Here is a 16,081-nt window from a genome sequence, read left to right as displayed (position 1 = left end):
CCGGCCCGTCAACGGGCCGGCGGCGCCGGCGTGATCCCGCCACTCGCCCGCTCGTCGATCGGCCCGGTGATCGGTATCGCGCGGGCCGACAGGGTCACGGTCTGCTCGCCCCGGGCGGCGGTGCTCGGGGTGTCGTGGGCCGCGAAGCCCACGTACGCGGCGGTGAAGGCGAGGGTCGCCACGAACAGCTTGGCCGTGTGCGCCGCCCCGCTGAGCAGGACCGCGGCACTCGTCTTCCTCATGATCGTGACTCCTCGTCGCACACCTACAGGTGTACGCGAGAGCGATTGAGGAGTGGTTGCCGATGGCTTGCACCTTTTGCACGGCCGGAGTGGCCGTGGGCGCGCGACGGGCAGGCCGATGTGGCAGGGTCGGGAGGGTGGCGGCCGGGACCGCCTGTGGCGGGCAAGGCGGAGCGTGAACTAAGGTTAGCCTGACCTTTGTACGATCTGGGGTGGTGATGTTCCGCTATGTCGCGTCCGGCGCTGGCCGTCCCCTCCCCCACTGAGCCGTTCTGGCTCGGCCTGCCGTACTGGCTGGTGGGGGCCATCCTGATCGCGGCTCTCTTCGGGGCGTTCCAGGTCTACTACTGGGTCGGACGCAGGCTCGGCGAGCGGCTGTACGACTCGCGGATCGGCGTGCGGGTGGGCCGCGAGCGCATCGCGAAGGTCGAGCGGATCGTCGAGCGGTGGGGCGCGCTTGCCGTGTTCGGCTGCTTCTGGGTGCCGATGCTGCGGCACACGCTGCCGTGGGTGGCCGGGGCGCTGCGCGTGTCGTATCCGTGGTACGTGGTGGCGAGCGCACTGGGATGCCTGACATGGGCGCCGATGTGGTGGTTCGGGCTGACAGCGCTGGTGTGGGGATGGCTGCGGCTGGCCGCCGCGTCGCCGGTGACGGCCGTGGTGGTGGCCGTGCTGGCGGTGGCGGGCGTCGTCGCCTTCACGCTCCGGCGTCGCAGGAAGCGCGCCGCCAAGGCCCTCGTGTCCTGAACCGCCCGCGTCCTGGGCGCCCGCGTCTGGGCGCTCGTGTCCTGAACCGCGCTCCCCCTGAGCCGCACATGTCATGAGCCGCTCGTCGCCGGGGCTCTGCGTCAGGCGGGGGCGTGGGTGCGATCCTCGACCGTGGCGTCCGGGGCGATCCGGCGGACCGACTCGATCCCGTTCACGCAGGCGGCCTTCGTCGCGAACCCCTCCCCGACCGCGACCGTCTGCCCGTTCCCCGCGACCAGCGCGAAGCGGAATCCGCCCGTCTCGTCCCTGCTGATGACATACCTGCCCGCCATGACGCCCCCGTTCGCCATCGTCCGTAACGGCGGTTTACCCGTCACTGGTCCTTGTTGTCGCGTCTTTGAGACCTGGTTCGGCAAACGGAGCATTGATCACCTGGGACCATGTCGCCATGCGTATTGGGGGTTTCATCGGCTCTGCCGCTCTCGTTCTCGCCCTGGGGGCCATTTCTCCCGCGCCCGCGGGCGCCCTGCCGACGTCCGCGGTCCAGCCCGCGGCCATGGTCCGGACCGTGGCCGTGTCCGTGCCGAAGGTCGGGGCGAAGACGGCGTACGTGGTCGATTCAGCCGGAACGGTGCACTTCGGTAAGCGTCAGACCAGCCGGGTCCCGGTGGCCAGCCTGGTCAAGGTCATGACGGCGTACGTGGTGCTGCGCGAGGCGCAGCTGACCGACACGATCGCGATCACCGCGACCGACGTGCGCCACGCCACGAGCAACGGCGCCACCACGGCCGCGCTGAAGAAGGGCGAGCGGCTGACGGTCCGCGACCTGCTGTACGGGCTGATGCTGCCGTCGGGGGCGGACGCGGCCAACGCGCTGGCGCGCAGGTACGGTCCGGGCACGACCGCGTTCGTCGCCAAGATGAACGCCGAGGCCAAGAAGCTCGGCCTCCAGAACACCCGCTACACCAACCCCGACGGCCTGCCCACCCCGTCGAAGGGCGGCTATTCCACGGCCGTGGACCAGGTGAAGCTCGCGGAGACGGCGCTCGACGACCCCACGTTCCGGACGGTCGTGGGCAGCGAGGTGCACCGGGTGGCCAAGTCCGCCGTGCACCGGGCACACATCTGGCGCAACACCAACAAGCTGCTCCAGCGGGCCGACGGCGTGCTCGGCGTCAAGACCGGCTACACGGACGCCGCGGGATTCTGCCTGCTGTTCGCCGGGGAGCGCAGCGGCCGCGAGGTGGTCGGCGTGCTGCTCGGCGACCAGAACGCCCGCCGCTTCACCACGGCGGAGCAACTGCTCGACTACGCGGGCGAGCAGATCGCCGGCGGCTGACCGGCCACCGCTGATTCGTCCCACGTGGTCCGGTGATCGGAGGGTTCGGTAGCCTAACGTGCTCAAGGCATCCCGAACGCAGGCCGATCGACAGAAGGGACCGCGCGCGTGCTCGACGACGCCGGACTCCAGGCGCTCCGCGAAGCGGCGCGCCTCTCGCCGGACAACCTTCCTCTGCGACGGCACCTCGCCGACCAGCTCCTGGGCAAGGGGTACCTCGCGGAGGCCGAGGCCGAGTACCGCGCGGCCCTGGTGCTGGCGCCCGGGGACCCGGAGATCGCAGCCGGGCTGGCCGAGGCGTTCGTCCGGCAGAGCGCGCACGGGCCGGCGCTGGCCGTGCTGGAGCCGTTTCTCGCGACGCCCGGCCACGCGCCCCGGCTGGGCGTGCTCGCGGCCAGGGCGCTGCTCGGCGAGGGCGACGCGCACGGCGCGGCCCGCCGCTACCACGAGGCCGTCTCCCGTGACGCCTCGCTGGCCGACGCCGACCTCGCGGCCCGGCTGACGCCCCAGCCGGCCGGCCCGGCAGGGACGTCGTGGGGCGGCCCCTCTGCCGGTCCCGCGCACCAGCCCGTGCAGCACCCGCAGCAGCCCGTGGAGGAGCCGGACGGCGCGCAGGTCGAGCGGTCCGCGATCTCCTTCGCCGACGTGGCCGGCATGGAGGCCGTCAAGGAGGCGCTGCGCGTCAAGCTGCTGCTGCCGATCCAGCAGCCCGAGCTGTTCAAGGCGTTCGGCAAGCGGGCCGGCGGCGGCGTGCTGCTGTACGGCCCGCCCGGCGCCGGCAAGACCCACCTGGCGCGGGCCGCCGCCGGCGAGCTCGGCGCGGCGTTCGTGAACGTCGGCCTGTCCGACATCCTCGACATGTACATCGGCTCCAGCGAGCGCAACCTGCGCGGCATGTTCGACCTGGCCCGCCGCCACCGGCCGTGCGTGCTGTTCTTCGACGAGGTCGACGCGCTGGCGGCGCGCCGCTCCGACATGCGGCAGGCGCACACCCGGCAGCTCGTCAACCAGTTCCTGGCCGAGCTCGACGGCGTGGACCAGCACGCCAACGAGGGCGTCCTCGTGCTGGCCGCGACGAACGCGCCCTGGTACATCGACGTGGCCTTCCGCCGCCCCGGCCGTTTCGACCAGCTCGTGTTCGTGCCGCCGCCGGACCTGGCCGCCCGTGCCGCGATCCTGCGGATCCTGTGCCGCGACAAGCCGCTGGCGGAGATGGACTTCGAGGCGGTGGCGCGGGTCACGGACCTGTTCGCCGGCGCCGACCTCAAGGGTGTGGTGGACCGGGCGGTGGAGGCCAAGCTGCACCAGTCGATCAGCGCGGGCCGGCCCATCCCGCTGTCCACCCCCGACCTGCTGGCCGCCGCGCAGGCGGTCAGGCCGGCGGCCGTGCGCGAGTGGCTGGGCACCGCCCGCAACTACGTGATGCACGCCAACGACTCGGGCGCCTGGGACGAGCTGATGCCGTGGATCAAGCAGGTCCGATGACCATGCCGTCCGCGCCCGTCGCCGGCGCGATCCAGCGGGCCCGGGCGCTGCTGGAGCTGTCCCGCCCCGCGGACGCCGAGCGGGAGCTGCGCGGCGTGCTGGCCGAGGCCCCGGAGCACGCGACCGCGCACGCCTACCTCGCCGTCGCGCTCGACGCGCAGAACAGGGGGGTCGAGGCGGTCGCGGAGGCGCACGAGGCCGTGCGGCTGGCGCCGGAGCACTGGTTCACGCACTACATCGCCGCCCAGGTGCTCAGGGGCGCGAACCGGCTGCCCGAGGCGGTCGCGGCGGCGCGGGCGTCCCTGGCCCTCTCCCCCGAGGAGGCGCTGACCTGGGAGGTGCTGGCGCGGGCGCACCTGCAGGCCGGCCAGTGGCGGGAGGCGGCCGAGGCGGCCGGGCGCGGGCTGGCCGTCGCCCCCGAGGAGTCCGATCTCGCGAGCCTGCTGGCGCTGGCCCTCAGCTCGCTCGGCGACGCCGCCCAAGCGCGGGAGACCGCCTCGCGGGCCGTGGCGCTGAGCCCCGAGAGCCCGCTCGCCCACCTGGCGTACGGGCAGGCCGCGCTGGCGGCCGGCGACGCGGGCGAGGCGGCCTCGGCCTTCCGGGAGGTGCTCCGCCTGGACCCGGGCTTCGACACCGCCCGCGGGCTGCTGCTGACCGCGCTCAAGCAGCGCAACCCCGTGTACCGGGTCCTGTCGCGGCTGCGGGAGAGGTTCTTCGGCCGGGGATGGCTGGTGCTGCTGCTCCCCGCGATGCCGGGACTCATCGCCGCGTTCGTCCTCATCGCGCTGCTGCACTGGGGGGCGTGGGTGGCCGAGGCGTTCACCACGTTGCGCCTGGCGCGAGGCAGGACGACGAGGCTGCTGTTCGCGAGCGGCGACGCGCGGCTGGCGGCGCTGTGCTGCGGCCTGCCGGTCGCCGGCGCGGTGGTGCTTACGCTCGGGGCGACGACGGGCCTGGAGGCGGTGGCGACGGCGGGCGGCGCGGTCATGGCGCTGGTGACCCCGGTCCAGGAGGCCGGGCACACCGGCTCACGGCGCGCCCGCAAGGTCCTGTACGGCTGGACGACGCTGCTCGCCGTGGCCGTCGCCGCGTCCGTGCCGCTGTCGTCGGCCCCGATGGCGCTGCTGACGGCGTACGCGGGCCTGGCGACGATCTGGATCGCGGCCGGAGTGCGACGCTTTCTCGGCACCTGACGGGAAATTACACCCTTCACCCTTTATTCCGTTTTTCGGGCCCGCAAAAGGGTGCACCACGAATGCCGTCAATCGGGCATTGCCTGCCACGCAATACCGGCAATGACGGGATGCGCCGCTCCTTGACGCTTTTTCACCTTTACTTTCCCTGTACGGGGAATTCCAGTTCGGCGTGGCGGCATGTGATGGCTCGCGGCAACTGTAAGCATCTTTACCATCACGCAGGGATGTCTCAGCGTGCGTAAGTGGGCCTTTCCGGCCAATGGATTGTCCGCGGCCACCTGCCGCGTTCCGAGAGGAACGGTACCTCTGATGTTCACCAGTTCCCGAACCACCGAGACCGCCAACCGGCCGGTCAAGGCGCTGTTGATGCTCGCCACGGCCGGAAGCCTGTCCGTGGTGCTCGCCGCCGGCATGTCCGTCCCGGCGCTGGCGTCTCCGCCGAAGGACAAGCTCAAGAAGGCCGTCAGGCACGCTGTCTCGTCGCATCAGCACAGCAAGCACGGGACCACCGACACGGTGGGCTCGGACGGCTCGGACCCCAACGTCATCACGTTCGACACGGACGACGATGACGACGACGACGACGACGCCGACGACACGTCGACCACGACCACCACGACTCCCCGGCGGCACCTCAAGCGCCACTTCCACCTCGCCGGGGCCGGGGACGACTGCAACCGGGGAACCTTCTTCAAGATCCACTCCCTGGAGCCGAGGCACTTCTACGTCCCGCGCACCCGCTTCGTCGACGGGCCCGGCGGCTCGATGACGGTGAGCGTCCACCGGGAGCACGAAGTGCTCGCGTTCGTCCAGGCGGACTTCACCAAGCTCAGGTCCTTCAGCAGGACGATCACGCCGGACACGGTCGTCCGGGAGCTCGCGAGAACCGTCTCACCGCACCTCGAGAAGCGGCACATGGTCTTCACCGGCCACGACTACACGCAGGAGATCAGCAAGGGCAAGTACGGCAACATGTGGTACCGCGTCTTCGGTTACCGCGTCCACTTCGGCGTCCGCGCCCGGCTCGACAGCTGCAAGGTCCTCAACGTCACCAGCGGAATCGCCGACATCCCGTCCCGCGTGGAGGGCTGGCGGTACTGGGAGACCGACAAGCCCAAGTTCCACGGCCACGTCCTGTCGGACAAGTAAACGGCTTCACGACGACCAGGCGGCCGCGCCCCCGAGAACGGGGGCGCGGCCGTCGCCCGACCGGCTCGTCCACCGGGCGGTCAGCCCTTCCCCTCGACCGCCCTCTGCCGGAAGGTCTGCGCGCCGGCGCGGTGCACGGCGGCCTTGACCAGGCCGAAGATGGCGCCCTGAATCGCGGCGGCGGCGAGCACCTCCGTCCAGCCGCGGGACAGGTCGCCCGCGTCCGGTGCGTCGTCCTGACCCGACGCCATCTTCCACACGCGCTTGAACAGCCCGGCGGCCAGGGCTCCGCTGAGCATGCCCATCCCGAGCGATGTGGCTTTCTCCACAGGTTTCATGTCATCTCCTCCCGACGGTGTCTGCCTGTGCCCTGTGTCACGGTCCTAAACGCGCGTACTCCCGCCTGCCGGACAGGATCGGCGAATGTCAGGCCGAGTGATACGCAGCGCGACAACAACGACTAATGACGAAATTCCCCTTCAAGTGCCGTACGCGGAACTACTCCCGGCGTCGTAGCCAGGGCCGCGGGATGATCCCTGTGCGGTAGCGGGAGAAGACCCCGCTGTGGGATGCCCCCGGCCGATGGCCGGACGACGATGTCGGGTCATGGGAACTCCTCCATTCCGACATGTCCACGGGGCCGCGTGGCCGGCCACCGGGCTGCTCGCCGTCGTCTCCCGCCGTGCCGGGACGGCGCCCGCATGACGATGACCCGCCGGCAGGCGCTGCGGCTGCTCGGCCTGGGCGCGGCGCTGACCGTCCCCGGCTGCTCGCTGCTGGGCAGTACGCCGTCGCCCAGGCTGCTGGTCGGCGGCGCGCCGCTGCCCGAGCCGTACACGGTGCCGTTGCCGCTGCCCGCGGTGGCCAGGCCGCACAGGACCGACGCGACCGCCGACTACTACGAGCTCGTCCAGCGGCCGGCCGAGGTGGAGATCCTGCCCGGCCTGCGCACCCCGATCTGGGGGTACGACGGGCAGTTCCCCGGACCCACCATCCGGGCGCGCAGCGGACGCCGGACCGTCGTGCGCGTCACCAACAGACTCGGCGTCCCGACCGTCACCCACCTGCACGGCGGCCACACCCCGCCGGAGTCCGACGGGTATCCCACCGACCTGAACCAGCCGGGCGCCCACCGCGACCACACCTTCCCGCTGGAGCAGCGGGCCGCCACGCTCTGGTACCACGACCACCGCATGGATTACACCGGGCCGCAGGTCTGGCGCGGGCTGGCCGGGTTCTTCCTGGTGGGCGACGCGGAGGAGGCGGCGCTGCCGCTGCCCTCAGGGGAGCGGGACCTGCCCCTGATGATCTGCGACCGCTCCTTCGCCGCCGACGGCACCATGCCCTACCCCGCCCACGGCGACGCGCCCGGCGCCCGGGAGGCGTTCATGGGCGGCGTGCTCGGCGAGGTCATCCTGGTCAACGGCGCGCCCTGGCCGCGGCTCGGGGTGGACCGTGCCCGGTACCGGCTGCGGCTGCTCAACGGCTCCAACGCCCGCACGTACGAGCTGGCGCTGTCGCCGGGCGGCACGCTGACCCAGATCGGCAGCGACGGGGGGCTGCTCGCCGCGCCCCGCTCTCTGCGGCGCGTACGGCTGGCGCCCGGGGAGCGGGCGGACGTGGTCGTCGACTTCGCCGCCCACCGCGTCGGCGACCACGTCGAGCTGCGCAACGTCCTGGAAGAGGGCCCGCAGTCGCGCGTGATGCGCTTCACCGTCGAACGGGACGCCCGCGACGACTCGGCCGTCCCGAAGACGCTGTCGCGCGTCGAGCCGCTCGACCCGGCCAGGGCCGCGGTGACCCGCGACTTCACGTTCAACAGCGGCAGCATGCACGGCGGCACCGGCTGGCTGATCAACGGCAAGCCCTTCGACGCCCGCCGCGTCGACGCCCGCCCCAAGCTCGGCCAGACCGAGATCTGGCGGCTCACCAGCGACGTCTCCCACCCCGTCCACCTGCACCTGTCGCCCTTCCAGGTGCTCTCCGCCGGCGGTGAGCGCCCCGGCGGGCCGCCCGAGTGGAAGGACACCGTCGAGCTGAGGGAGGCGCAGACCGTGGAGATCATCACCCGCTTCACCGGCTACCGCGGCCGTTACGTCCTGCACTGCCACAATCTCGAACACGAGGACATGGCCATGATGAGCACCTTCGAGGTGGTCTGATGCCCGACTTCCACGCCTTCCTGACCCGCCTGCCGCACGAACTCGCCCTCGGTCACGAGGATCCGGCGGCGGTCGTGGACCGCTACTACACCCCGGACATCGTCTACGTCAGCGACGGCGTCACCATGGACGGCCGGCGGCTGATCGACCACACCGGACCGGCCCGCAAGAACACCCGTGAGGTGGACGTCCAGGTCCACGACCTGATGCTCGACGGCGACCGGGCCGCCGCCCGCTACACCATGACCGTCCTGACCCGGAAGGACAGAACCCTGCGGATCGAGGTCTACCTGTTCGCTCGGCTCGCCCCCGACGGCCGGGTACGACGCGTCGACTCCGTCACCAGGACGGTGCAGCCGTGAGACTCGCGATCATCGGCTCCACCGGGCGCACCGGCCGGCACGTCCTGGCCGAGGCGCTCCGGCGGGGCCATCAGGTCACCGCCTTCACCCGTGACGCCGCCGGGATTACGGGGAGCCCGGAGCCGCACGCCGTCGTCGAAGGCGACGGGCGCGACCCGGACAAGATCCGCGCGGCCGTGGGCGGCGTCGAGGCGGTGATCTCCATCATCAACGGCGGCGACAGGCGTGACCCGCACCGGGCGGCCCAGGCCACCCGGACCGTCATCCGGGCCATGGCCGGGACGGGGACACGGCGGCTGGTCGTCACCACTCCCTACCCGACCGTCGCGCGCCGGCCGTACCTGGTCATGTGGCTGCTGCGCCGCCTGCTGGCCACTCCCTACGCCGACGCCCGCGCCCTCGAACGGGCGGTCGCCGCGAGCGACCTGGACTGGACGATCGCCCGGCTGACCAGGCTCACCGACGGGCCCGCCACCGGCTCCGTGCTGGTCAGCCACGGCCTGCTCGCCAGGCCGCGAGCGCTGACCCGGGCGGACGTGGCCACGACCCTGCTGGACATCGCGCAGGACCCTGGCCTGAGCCGCGCCGCCGTCAACGTCTGCGGCTCGCAAGCCCGGCGGGCCGCACTCAGGTGAGGAGCGGGGCGAGGTGGTTGGTCCGTGTGCCCTCGGCGGAGCCCCTGCTGGCCAAGGCCGACGAGCTCCTGCACGGCAAGCTCGCGCAGATGTCCGGAAACCTGGTCGTGACCGAGACGCTGGAGCGGCTGTTCGTCCGCTCCCGCGCCTTTCGCATCTTCTACGCCCGCGAAGGCGCCGCCGACCTCACGCGGGACGAGCACGAATCCATCGTGCGGGCGGTGGTGGCAGGCGACGGCCCGGCCGCGGCGGACGCGATGACCACCCCCCTGCGGTCGGCACGGGAGCGCATGCTCGCCGCACTTCCGTGAACCGGTGCGTTGACTCGTCTTCAGGAACAAGCGCTGGACGCAACGTTGCCGCCGATGGACCGGCCGGCCCTCGACCGCGGCACCAGGGGCGGCCCGGGATCGCGCAGGGTGGGTCATCTCGCGGCCGGTGTCCGATCCTGTAGGGCATGATGACCGCATGGCGGTGAGATCGACCAAGGGCGGCGCCGTTCAGCCGAGTGCCGAGACCGAGAAGCGGCTTCGTGACGCCTTCGCCGCAGGTGACCTCCTTGATCTGCGCGTCGGCGACCGAACGGGCGCCGACGACCATGACCCTGGCACATGGTCACCGGTCAGGGTCGTCGCCGCCGACGTCATCGCCTCCTTGCTGCTCGGGAAGGTGGACGCCGAGCCGGGGCAGGTCCCTCAGCTGTTCCTGGCCGGGGCGCTCATCGTGGGCAGGCTCGACCTTGACGGCGCCGAGGTCGCCTGCCGGTTGCAGTTGATCGACTGCGTGCTGGAGCAGGACCTGCTGCTCAACGACGCACGCACCCGCACGATCGTCCTGGACGGGTGCCGGCTGCCGGCGTTGAACGCCGAGATGGCGAGGATCGACGGGAACCTGGTGCTCGCCAGATGCGTGGTCTCCAAGCTCGCTCTGCTCGGCGCGCGGGTGGATGGAATTCTCGCGCTCAGCGGGTCGAGGATCGAGGGCGTCGACGGGGTCGCCGTACAGGCGGACGGGCTGGCCGTCTCCAACGACGTCTTCCTGCGCGAGGGGTTCCGAGCCGCCGGACGGGTGTGCATGCCGGGCGCCGTCATCGGCGGAGACCTCGCCCTGTCGGATGCGGAGCTGACCGGGCCGGACACCTCTCTGAACGCCGGCACCGCACAGATCAAGGGCCATCTCTGGCTGGGACCCACGCTCACCGTCGCGGGTGAGGTCGCGCTGAACTACGCGGCCGTCGACGGGCGGGTCCACATCGAGGAAGCCACGCTGGGCGGGCTCGCGGCCTCTCGCGCGCGGTTCGGGACCGACCTGTTCGTGGCCGCCCACGCACGATGTGACGGCGCGCTCACGCTGACGGGGGCGAGCGCGGTCGGCCGGATCGACCTCGAACTCCTGGAGCTCACCGACGGGGCGGCCCTGCTGTGCCAGGAGGTCCAGGCGGGGGTACTGGAGCTGCCGCGCCGCATGACCGGGCCGCTCGACCTGACGAATGCCCGGGTCGGCGTCCTGAAGGGCGTGCGCCCCCCGTGGCCGGCCTGGGTGTCCATCGGCGGTCTCACCTATGACTCCATCGACCCGGTGCACCCGGCCTCGAAGCAGATCGACTGGTTACGCCGGAATCCTTCGGGCTACCAGCCGCAGTCGTACGAACAGCTCGCCGCCATGTACCGGCGGATCGGGCACGAGAGGGACGCCCGTGCGGTCCTCCTGGCCAAGCAGCGCGACCGCCGCAGGACATTGCCCTGGTTCGAGCGCGCGGCCGGGTTCGTCCACGACATCACCGCCGGGTACGGCTACCGCTCCTGGCTGGCGGCCCTCTGGCTGGTCGCGTTCCTGGCGGCGGGCACGGCCTACTTCCTCGGATCTCCTCCGCCGCCGCTCAAGGCCGGCGAGCACCCCGACTTCAACGCCCTGGCCTACTGCCTCGACCTGATCATCCCGGTGATCGACCTCGGCCAGGCCAAGGCATGGAACCCTCACGGCCCCGACCAGCTCGTCTCCTACGCGCTCACCCTGGTCGGCTGGCTGCTCACCGTGTCGGTCGTCGCGGGCATCACCAGGGTCCTGGTCCGGGACTGACGCCGCCTCTCCCCACAGCCGGCAGCGGGTCCTCCCAGGCGGCCGGGCCGTGGGAGTGGTCGTTGAGGAGGGCGCCGCCGAGGTCGGTGACGGTGTGGATGACCGCTTGACCGAGGCGGTGGCTGGTCACCAGCCCGGCCTCGCGCGTGGAGAACACCGCCTCCCAGCCGCCGTCGAAGAGCACCCGTGCGCGGCGCGTCCGCTCCCCGCCAGCGGTGTCAGGGCAAGGACGGCGGCCTCACGCCCGGAACGTCCGGCGGTAGGTGTCCGGTGGTACGCCGATCGTGCGGTGGAAGTGGCGGCGCAGTGTCGTCGCCGTGCCCATGCCCGCGGCCGAGGCGATGGTGTCGACGCTGTCGTCGGTGGTCTCCAGCAGCTCCTGCGCGCGGCGGATCCGCTGCGTCAGCAGCCACTGCAGCGGGGTGGTGCCGGTTACCGAGCGGAAGTGGCGGGCCAGGTGGCGCGAGCTCATGTTCGCCTGGCGGGCCAGGTCCTCCACGGTGAACGGCTGGTCCAGCCGCCGCATCACCCAGGGAAGCAGCTCGGCCAGGGGATGGCCGTCCTGGGCGGGCACCGGTGTGGTGACGAACTGGGCCTGGCCGCCGGCCCGGTGGGGCGGCACGACCAGGCGGCGGGCGACCACGTTGGCGATCGCCGAGCCGTGGTCGCGGCGGACCAGATGCAGGCACAGGTCCATCGCCGCGGCCTTGCCCGCGGAGGTGAGCACGCTGCCGTTGTCGACGTAGAGCACGTCCGGGTCGACCTGCACCCGGGGATGGCGCGCGGCCAGCTCCTCGGTGTGGGCCCAGTGCGTGGTCGCGCGCAGCCCGTCCAGCAGGCCGGCGGCGGCCAGCACGAACGCGCCTGTGCACAGGGACACGACCCGAGCGCCTGACTCGTGGGCCGCCCGCACCGCCTCGACCAGGTCGGCCGGCGGCTCCTCGTCGACGTCCGCCAGAGCGGGGACGATCACGGTGCCCGCGCGCGTCAGCCGGTCGAGCCCGCAGTCCGGCTCCAGCAGGAACCGGCCGACCCGGACGGCGTGCGTGCCGCACACCTTGACGTCGTACCAGGGCCCTGGCAGGGCGTCCGGGGCGGAGCCGAAGACCTCGTAGGCCAGGGCCAGCTCGAAGTGCAGCATCCCGTCGGTGGCGGCGACCGCGACGGAGCGCGGGAAAGAGCTCATGTCGGAAATTGTACGGGTCGTGTCGTTTCAGACGCTGGGCCGCGAGGGGTCGACGGGGACAGGATTTCCCCAGTGAGACTTCGAGCACGCGAGGAGCAGGCATGGGATCGGATCGGAACGTGGCGGTGTTCGGCGCCTACGGGCACACCGGGCAATTCGTGGTCGCGGAGTTGCGGGAGCGCGGATACGTCCCGCTGCTCCTCGGCCGGGACGAGGACAAGCTGCTGGCGCTGGCGCAGGCCTGGCCGGGGATCGAGGCGCGGCGGGCGTCGGCCGACGACCCGGCCTCGCTCGACCGCGCGCTGAACGGCGCGGCGGCCGTGATCAACTGCGCCGGGCCCTTCGCCACGACCGCCGCGCCGCTGGTCGAGGCGGCGCTGCGCGCCGGCATTCCGTATGTCGACGTGGCGGCCGAGATCGAGGCGAACCTTGACACGTTCGCGCACTTCGCCGAGCGCGCCCGCGCCGCGGGCACGCTGGTGGTCCCGGCGATGGCCTTCTACGGCGGCCTCGGCGACCTGCTGGTCACCACCGCGATGGGCGACTGGACGGCGGCGGAGGAGGCGCACATCGCCTACGGCCTGAGCAGTTGGCACCCCACGGCCGGAACGCTCGCTTCGGGCACGGTCTCGGGGCGGCGACGGGGCGGGCGCCGTGTCCGCTACACCGGAGGACGGCTGGAGTACCACGACGACGCCCTGCCGACCCTGGAGTGGCCCTTCCCGGCTCCGCTCGGCCCCCAGAGCGTCATAGGAGAGTTCACCATGGTCGACGTCGTCACCGTTCCGAGCCACCTGGCCGTCCCGGAGGTGCGCACGTACATGACCGCCAAGGCGGCCGCGGACCTGTCCGCTCCCGACGCCTCGGCACCCACCGCCGTCGACGAGCGCGGCCGCTCCTCGCAGACCTTCGTCGTCGACGTCCTCGTCCGCTCCGGCGGCCAGGAACGCCGCGTGTCCGCCGCCGGTCAGGACATCTACGCCATCAGCGCGCCGCTCGCGGTGGAGGCCGTCGACCGCGTCCTCACCGGCCGGACCAGGACCACCGGCGTCGCCTCCGCCGGCGCGGCCTTCGACGCCCCGGACTTCCTCCGCGCCCTGTCCTCGCACCTCTCGCTTCATGCCGAGCCCGCGCTCGTGCGCACGCCCGCCTTCCAGACCCACAACACCATCCGCGCCTCGGACGGCTGACAGGTCGTCAGATGCACCCGTTCCACGTCCGGCCACGCCGAGATGCGCGCGGCCATCCGGGACGCCTTCGGCCACCTGCGGTGACGTGCCTGGTCGTGAGCCTCGCACCGGTCCGGGAGAAGACCTGAAATCGCCGCGGCGGACACCTCTGATGCTGGATTCGTGATCTTTCGCACCCATACTGGTCCGGCTCGCACGGCGCAGACAGCCAGGGAGGAACCGGGTGGAGGCCAAGGATCGTACGGCCGAGATCATGATCGCTGAGGCCCGCAAGGCGTTCTGGGTGATGGTCGGGTTCCTGGCTGTCATCTGGATCCTGCAGATCGCCAACTGGGCATCGGGCTACGCGCTGAGCCGCGACCACTGATGCTGGATTCGTGATCTTTCGCACCCATACTGGTCCGGCTCGCACGGCGCAGACAGCCAGGGAGGAACCGGGTGGAGGCCAAGGATCGTACGGCCGAGATCATGATCGCTGAGGCCCGCAAGGCGTTCTGGGTGATGGTCGGGTTCCTGGCTGTCATCTGGATCCTGCAGATCGCCAACTGGGCATCGGGCTACGCGCTGAGCCGCGACCACGGCGTGCAGGCATGGAACCCCGGGAGCCTGCCGGACATAGTGTCGTCACCGTTCCTGCACTGGAGCTGGGAGCACATCGAGGCCAACTCGGGCCCGCTGTTCATCTTCGGCTTCCTGTCCGCCTATCGGGGCGTCGCCAAGTTCTTCGGCGTGACGGGGCTCATCATCCTGGTCAGCGGCCTCGGCGCCTGGTTCACCTCCGACCCGGCCGGGATCGGGGTGGGCGCGAGCGGCGTTCTCTTCGGCTACTTCGGCTACGTACTGGTGCGCGGCGCATTCGACCGGCATCTGATCGACATCGTGACAGGCGTCGTCATGGCCCTGTGCTTCGCCTATCAATTCACCGGGCTGCTTCCCCAGGAGGGCATCGGCTGGCAGGCTCACCTTTTCGGCTTCCTCGCCGGTGTGCTGGGCGGTTGGTTGTTCCGCGACCGGGGCAGCCGTCCCCGGCCGGCTGCGGCCTCCCCGCAACAGAACCCCAGGGCGGCGCTGCTGAAGGAACTGGACGACCTCGGCCTCTGACGAGAGCTACAACCGGACGCGGCGTCGGTCGCCCGTCACGGACGGACATGCGCAGCCCCCACCTTGATCAAGTAGTCGATTTCGGATAGCTTGCTCGGCGCAAGGCGCATTGTGAACAGTCCAAAAACAAGGAATTCACTTATGAAGCTCTCCAGGCTGGCCATGGTAGGAACGATCGCCACCGCGACGGTGGCCGGTTCGCTGATCACGGCCATGCCAGCGTCCGCCGCCTCGTACGGTGGCCAGTGCGGCTCCGGTTACTCGGTGGTCAACAGCGCGCCGGTCGGCAGCAACGCCACCATGTTCCTCACCCACAACAACGGCTACAACTGCCTGGTGGTGATCCGGAACAGGAAGGGTAGCGCCATGACCATGGGTGCCTACCTCAAGAAGTCCTCGGTCGAGAGTTGGACCAAGAAGGACGAGGGCAGCTACACGCACTTCGCGGGCCCGATCTACCTGCTGGCGATCGACACGTGCGTGGACTGGGCGGGCAAGGTCGGCACCGCGTACAACGCCAAGTACCGCACGAACTGCGGCTGAGCCGCACGCCACCCCGGCTGATCTTCTCGACGCGGCGACCCGCGCCGGGAACGGGAATGGAAGAGCCCCTGGCCGCCGGCCGGGGGCTCTTATCTCTTGTTGCTGTGTCAGGAAGCGATACCGCAGATCAACGGCATGACATCGGCACCGAACGCGCCACCGGCGATGTCCTTATTTCCATTCGGTGGTGCACCAGGTGTAGCGCCGCGTCTTCGGATGGACCTGACAGGCCTTGAAGTCGATCCGGGTGGCCGTCCTCTGGAACCAGCCCTTGATTCTTCTTTTCTTCTGGTTGCCGCAGGCCACCCAATCCTTCCAGCTGCTGTAGACCTTGCCGTCCATCCGGACGAGCGCGCCGATGCAGCGCCCGTCGGCCCGGTTGTCGTAGACCTCGGCGTCGATGTAGAGCTCGTAAGGCGCTCTTCCATGCCACCACACCTTGCCCGCGAAGGAGCCAGGCAGTGTGAGTCGGTCGAATCCCAATCGCGCCTTTGCGTTGAATCTGCGGCCTGGTGCCCCTGTGGTGGCTGCCTCGTCTTCTTCGGGACTGGTCTCCGTGGTGGACAGTTCCGTGGCGTCTTCGTATTCGGCGGGCATGGGGGGGTCGATGAAGTAGCCGCGCATCGACACCTGGACGTGGGTGGTGCCCGGACCGCGGTTGGTGACGGTCACGCGCCCTTGGGAGTCGGGGATGACCAGGTCGA

20 protein-coding genes are annotated in these 16,081 nt (G+C 71.1%); 14 read left to right on the top strand and 6 right to left on the bottom strand.

Annotated features, from left to right (window positions below; translation table 11 throughout):
• Positions 1–8: 8 nt before the first annotated feature.
• A complete protein-coding gene (locus tag AB0H64_RS29010; RefSeq protein WP_357630728.1) occupies positions 9–242 on the bottom strand; it encodes a hypothetical protein in 234 nt (77 codons plus the stop codon).
• A 228-nt stretch (positions 243–470) separates the two neighbouring features.
• On the opposite strand from AB0H64_RS29010, the gene AB0H64_RS29005 reads away from it, so the two are divergent.
• Entirely contained in the window at positions 471–989 is a 519-nt protein-coding gene (locus AB0H64_RS29005) for a VTT domain-containing protein (protein ID WP_357630725.1), read from the top strand.
• Between the two features lie 101 nt (positions 990–1,090).
• Here the strand turns inward: AB0H64_RS29005 and AB0H64_RS29000 are convergent, their stop codons facing one another.
• Positions 1,091–1,282: a DUF1508 domain-containing protein gene (locus AB0H64_RS29000; protein WP_310717062.1), complete on the bottom strand. Its 192-nt coding sequence runs from the start codon at positions 1,280–1,282 to the stop codon at positions 1,091–1,093.
• 116 nt (positions 1,283–1,398) lie between these two features.
• On the opposite strand from AB0H64_RS29000, the gene AB0H64_RS28995 reads away from it, so the two are divergent.
• The 4 genes from AB0H64_RS28995 (at position 1,399) to AB0H64_RS28980 (ending at position 6,119) form a co-directional block, all read left to right on the top strand.
• Positions 1,399–2,289 (top strand): serine hydrolase, encoded by an 891-nt coding sequence (locus AB0H64_RS28995; RefSeq protein WP_357630722.1) that lies wholly within the window; start codon positions 1,399–1,401, stop codon positions 2,287–2,289.
• 108 nt (positions 2,290–2,397) lie between these two features.
• On the top strand, positions 2,398–3,774 hold the full coding sequence (locus AB0H64_RS28990; protein ID WP_357630719.1) for an ATP-binding protein: 1,377 nt from the start codon (positions 2,398–2,400) through the stop codon (positions 3,772–3,774).
• Positions 3,771–4,967, top strand: coding sequence for a tetratricopeptide repeat protein (locus AB0H64_RS28985; protein ID WP_357630716.1), 1,197 nt, complete (start codon positions 3,771–3,773; stop codon positions 4,965–4,967). Before AB0H64_RS28990 ends, AB0H64_RS28985 begins: the two co-directional genes overlap by 4 nt.
• Before the next feature lie 312 nt (positions 4,968–5,279).
• The gene (locus AB0H64_RS28980; RefSeq protein WP_357630713.1) at positions 5,280–6,119 is read left to right on the top strand and encodes a hypothetical protein; all 840 of its coding nucleotides are present in this window, start codon (positions 5,280–5,282) and stop codon (positions 6,117–6,119) included.
• Between the two features lie 80 nt (positions 6,120–6,199).
• On the opposite strand, the gene AB0H64_RS28975 is transcribed toward AB0H64_RS28980, so the two are convergent.
• Positions 6,200–6,457, bottom strand: a complete 258-nt coding sequence (locus AB0H64_RS28975; protein ID WP_357630711.1) for a DUF4235 domain-containing protein — start codon at positions 6,455–6,457, stop codon at positions 6,200–6,202.
• A 363-nt stretch (positions 6,458–6,820) separates the two neighbouring features.
• Here AB0H64_RS28975 and AB0H64_RS28970 point away from each other — a divergent pair, with 363 nt between their 5' ends.
• The 5 genes from AB0H64_RS28970 (at position 6,821) to AB0H64_RS28950 (ending at position 11,357) form a co-directional block, all read left to right on the top strand.
• Entirely contained in the window at positions 6,821–8,281 is a 1,461-nt protein-coding gene (locus AB0H64_RS28970) for a multicopper oxidase family protein (RefSeq protein WP_357630708.1), read from the top strand.
• Positions 8,281–8,643 carry a nuclear transport factor 2 family protein gene (locus AB0H64_RS28965; RefSeq protein ID WP_357630706.1) on the top strand — a complete coding sequence of 121 codons (363 nt, stop codon included), beginning with the start codon at positions 8,281–8,283 and terminating at the stop codon, positions 8,641–8,643. Before AB0H64_RS28970 ends, AB0H64_RS28965 begins: the two co-directional genes overlap by 1 nt.
• Positions 8,640–9,278, top strand: a complete 639-nt coding sequence (locus AB0H64_RS28960; protein ID WP_357630704.1) for an NAD(P)-binding oxidoreductase — start codon at positions 8,640–8,642, stop codon at positions 9,276–9,278. The genes AB0H64_RS28965 and AB0H64_RS28960 overlap by 4 nt, the downstream gene beginning before the upstream one ends.
• Positions 9,279–9,304: 26 nt before the next feature.
• Entirely contained in the window at positions 9,305–9,589 is a 285-nt protein-coding gene (locus tag AB0H64_RS28955) for an FCD domain-containing protein (protein WP_357630701.1), read from the top strand.
• Between the two features lie 157 nt (positions 9,590–9,746).
• Positions 9,747–11,357 (top strand): hypothetical protein, encoded by a 1,611-nt coding sequence (locus AB0H64_RS28950; protein WP_357630699.1) that lies wholly within the window; start codon positions 9,747–9,749, stop codon positions 11,355–11,357.
• Here the strand turns inward: AB0H64_RS28950 and AB0H64_RS28945 are convergent.
• Both AB0H64_RS28945 and AB0H64_RS28940 read right to left on the bottom strand, forming a co-directional pair.
• A complete protein-coding gene (locus AB0H64_RS28945; RefSeq protein WP_357630697.1) occupies positions 11,332–11,541 on the bottom strand; it encodes a hypothetical protein in 210 nt (69 codons plus the stop codon). The two genes, AB0H64_RS28950 and AB0H64_RS28945, sit on opposite strands and share 26 nt — an antisense overlap.
• Positions 11,542–11,595: 54 nt before the next feature.
• Entirely contained in the window at positions 11,596–12,543 is a 948-nt protein-coding gene (locus tag AB0H64_RS28940) for a helix-turn-helix domain-containing protein (protein ID WP_357630694.1), read from the bottom strand.
• A 101-nt stretch (positions 12,544–12,644) separates the two neighbouring features.
• Here AB0H64_RS28940 and AB0H64_RS28935 point away from each other — a divergent pair, with 101 nt between their 5' ends.
• The 4 genes from AB0H64_RS28935 to AB0H64_RS28920 all read left to right on the top strand — a co-directional run bounded on the left by AB0H64_RS28935 (position 12,645) and on the right by AB0H64_RS28920 (position 15,377).
• Positions 12,645–13,733, top strand: a complete 1,089-nt coding sequence (locus AB0H64_RS28935) for a saccharopine dehydrogenase NADP-binding domain-containing protein (RefSeq protein WP_357630692.1) — start codon at positions 12,645–12,647, stop codon at positions 13,731–13,733.
• A gap of 223 nt (positions 13,734–13,956) precedes the next feature.
• The gene (locus AB0H64_RS28930) at positions 13,957–14,100 is read left to right on the top strand and encodes a hypothetical protein (protein WP_357630690.1); all 144 of its coding nucleotides are present in this window, start codon (positions 13,957–13,959) and stop codon (positions 14,098–14,100) included.
• Positions 14,101–14,171: 71 nt separating this feature from the next.
• The gene (locus AB0H64_RS28925) at positions 14,172–14,834 is read left to right on the top strand and encodes a rhomboid family intramembrane serine protease (protein ID WP_357630687.1); all 663 of its coding nucleotides are present in this window, start codon (positions 14,172–14,174) and stop codon (positions 14,832–14,834) included.
• A 141-nt stretch (positions 14,835–14,975) separates the two neighbouring features.
• Positions 14,976–15,377 carry a spore-associated protein A gene (locus tag AB0H64_RS28920; RefSeq protein WP_357630684.1) on the top strand — a complete coding sequence of 134 codons (402 nt, stop codon included), beginning with the start codon at positions 14,976–14,978 and terminating at the stop codon, positions 15,375–15,377.
• Positions 15,378–15,548: 171 nt separating this feature from the next.
• Here AB0H64_RS28920 and AB0H64_RS28915 read toward each other — a convergent pair.
• On the bottom strand, positions 15,549–16,081 hold a 533-nt coding region (locus AB0H64_RS28915; protein WP_357630681.1), incomplete at its 5' end, for a hypothetical protein.

This window comes from Nonomuraea sp. NPDC050733 (assembly GCF_040654215.1).
Taxonomy (GTDB): Bacteria; Actinomycetota; Actinomycetes; order Streptosporangiales; family Streptosporangiaceae; genus Nonomuraea.
This window is presented reverse-complemented; position numbering and strand designations above follow the sequence as displayed.

Coding starts and splice junctions, on each gene's coding strand:
- AB0H64_RS29010 (WP_357630728.1), bottom strand. CDS start 242: ATGAGGAAGACGAGTGCCGCGGTCCTGCTCAGCGGGGCGGCGCACACG.
- AB0H64_RS29005 (WP_357630725.1), top strand. CDS start 471: ATGTCGCGTCCGGCGCTGGCCGTCCCCTCCCCCACTGAGCCGTTCTGG.
- AB0H64_RS29000 (WP_310717062.1), bottom strand. CDS start 1,282: ATGGCGGGCAGGTATGTCATCAGCAGGGACGAGACGGGCGGATTCCGC.
- AB0H64_RS28995 (WP_357630722.1), top strand. CDS start 1,399: ATGCGTATTGGGGGTTTCATCGGCTCTGCCGCTCTCGTTCTCGCCCTG.
- AB0H64_RS28985 (WP_357630716.1), top strand. CDS start 3,771: ATGACCATGCCGTCCGCGCCCGTCGCCGGCGCGATCCAGCGGGCCCGG.
- AB0H64_RS28980 (WP_357630713.1), top strand. CDS start 5,280: ATGTTCACCAGTTCCCGAACCACCGAGACCGCCAACCGGCCGGTCAAG.
- AB0H64_RS28975 (WP_357630711.1), bottom strand. CDS start 6,457: ATGAAACCTGTGGAGAAAGCCACATCGCTCGGGATGGGCATGCTCAGC.
- AB0H64_RS28970 (WP_357630708.1), top strand. CDS start 6,821: ATGACGATGACCCGCCGGCAGGCGCTGCGGCTGCTCGGCCTGGGCGCG.
- AB0H64_RS28965 (WP_357630706.1), top strand. CDS start 8,281: ATGCCCGACTTCCACGCCTTCCTGACCCGCCTGCCGCACGAACTCGCC.
- AB0H64_RS28950 (WP_357630699.1), top strand. CDS start 9,747: ATGGCGGTGAGATCGACCAAGGGCGGCGCCGTTCAGCCGAGTGCCGAG.
- AB0H64_RS28940 (WP_357630694.1), bottom strand. CDS start 12,543: ATGAGCTCTTTCCCGCGCTCCGTCGCGGTCGCCGCCACCGACGGGATG.
- AB0H64_RS28935 (WP_357630692.1), top strand. CDS start 12,645: ATGGGATCGGATCGGAACGTGGCGGTGTTCGGCGCCTACGGGCACACC.
- AB0H64_RS28920 (WP_357630684.1), top strand. CDS start 14,976: ATGAAGCTCTCCAGGCTGGCCATGGTAGGAACGATCGCCACCGCGACG.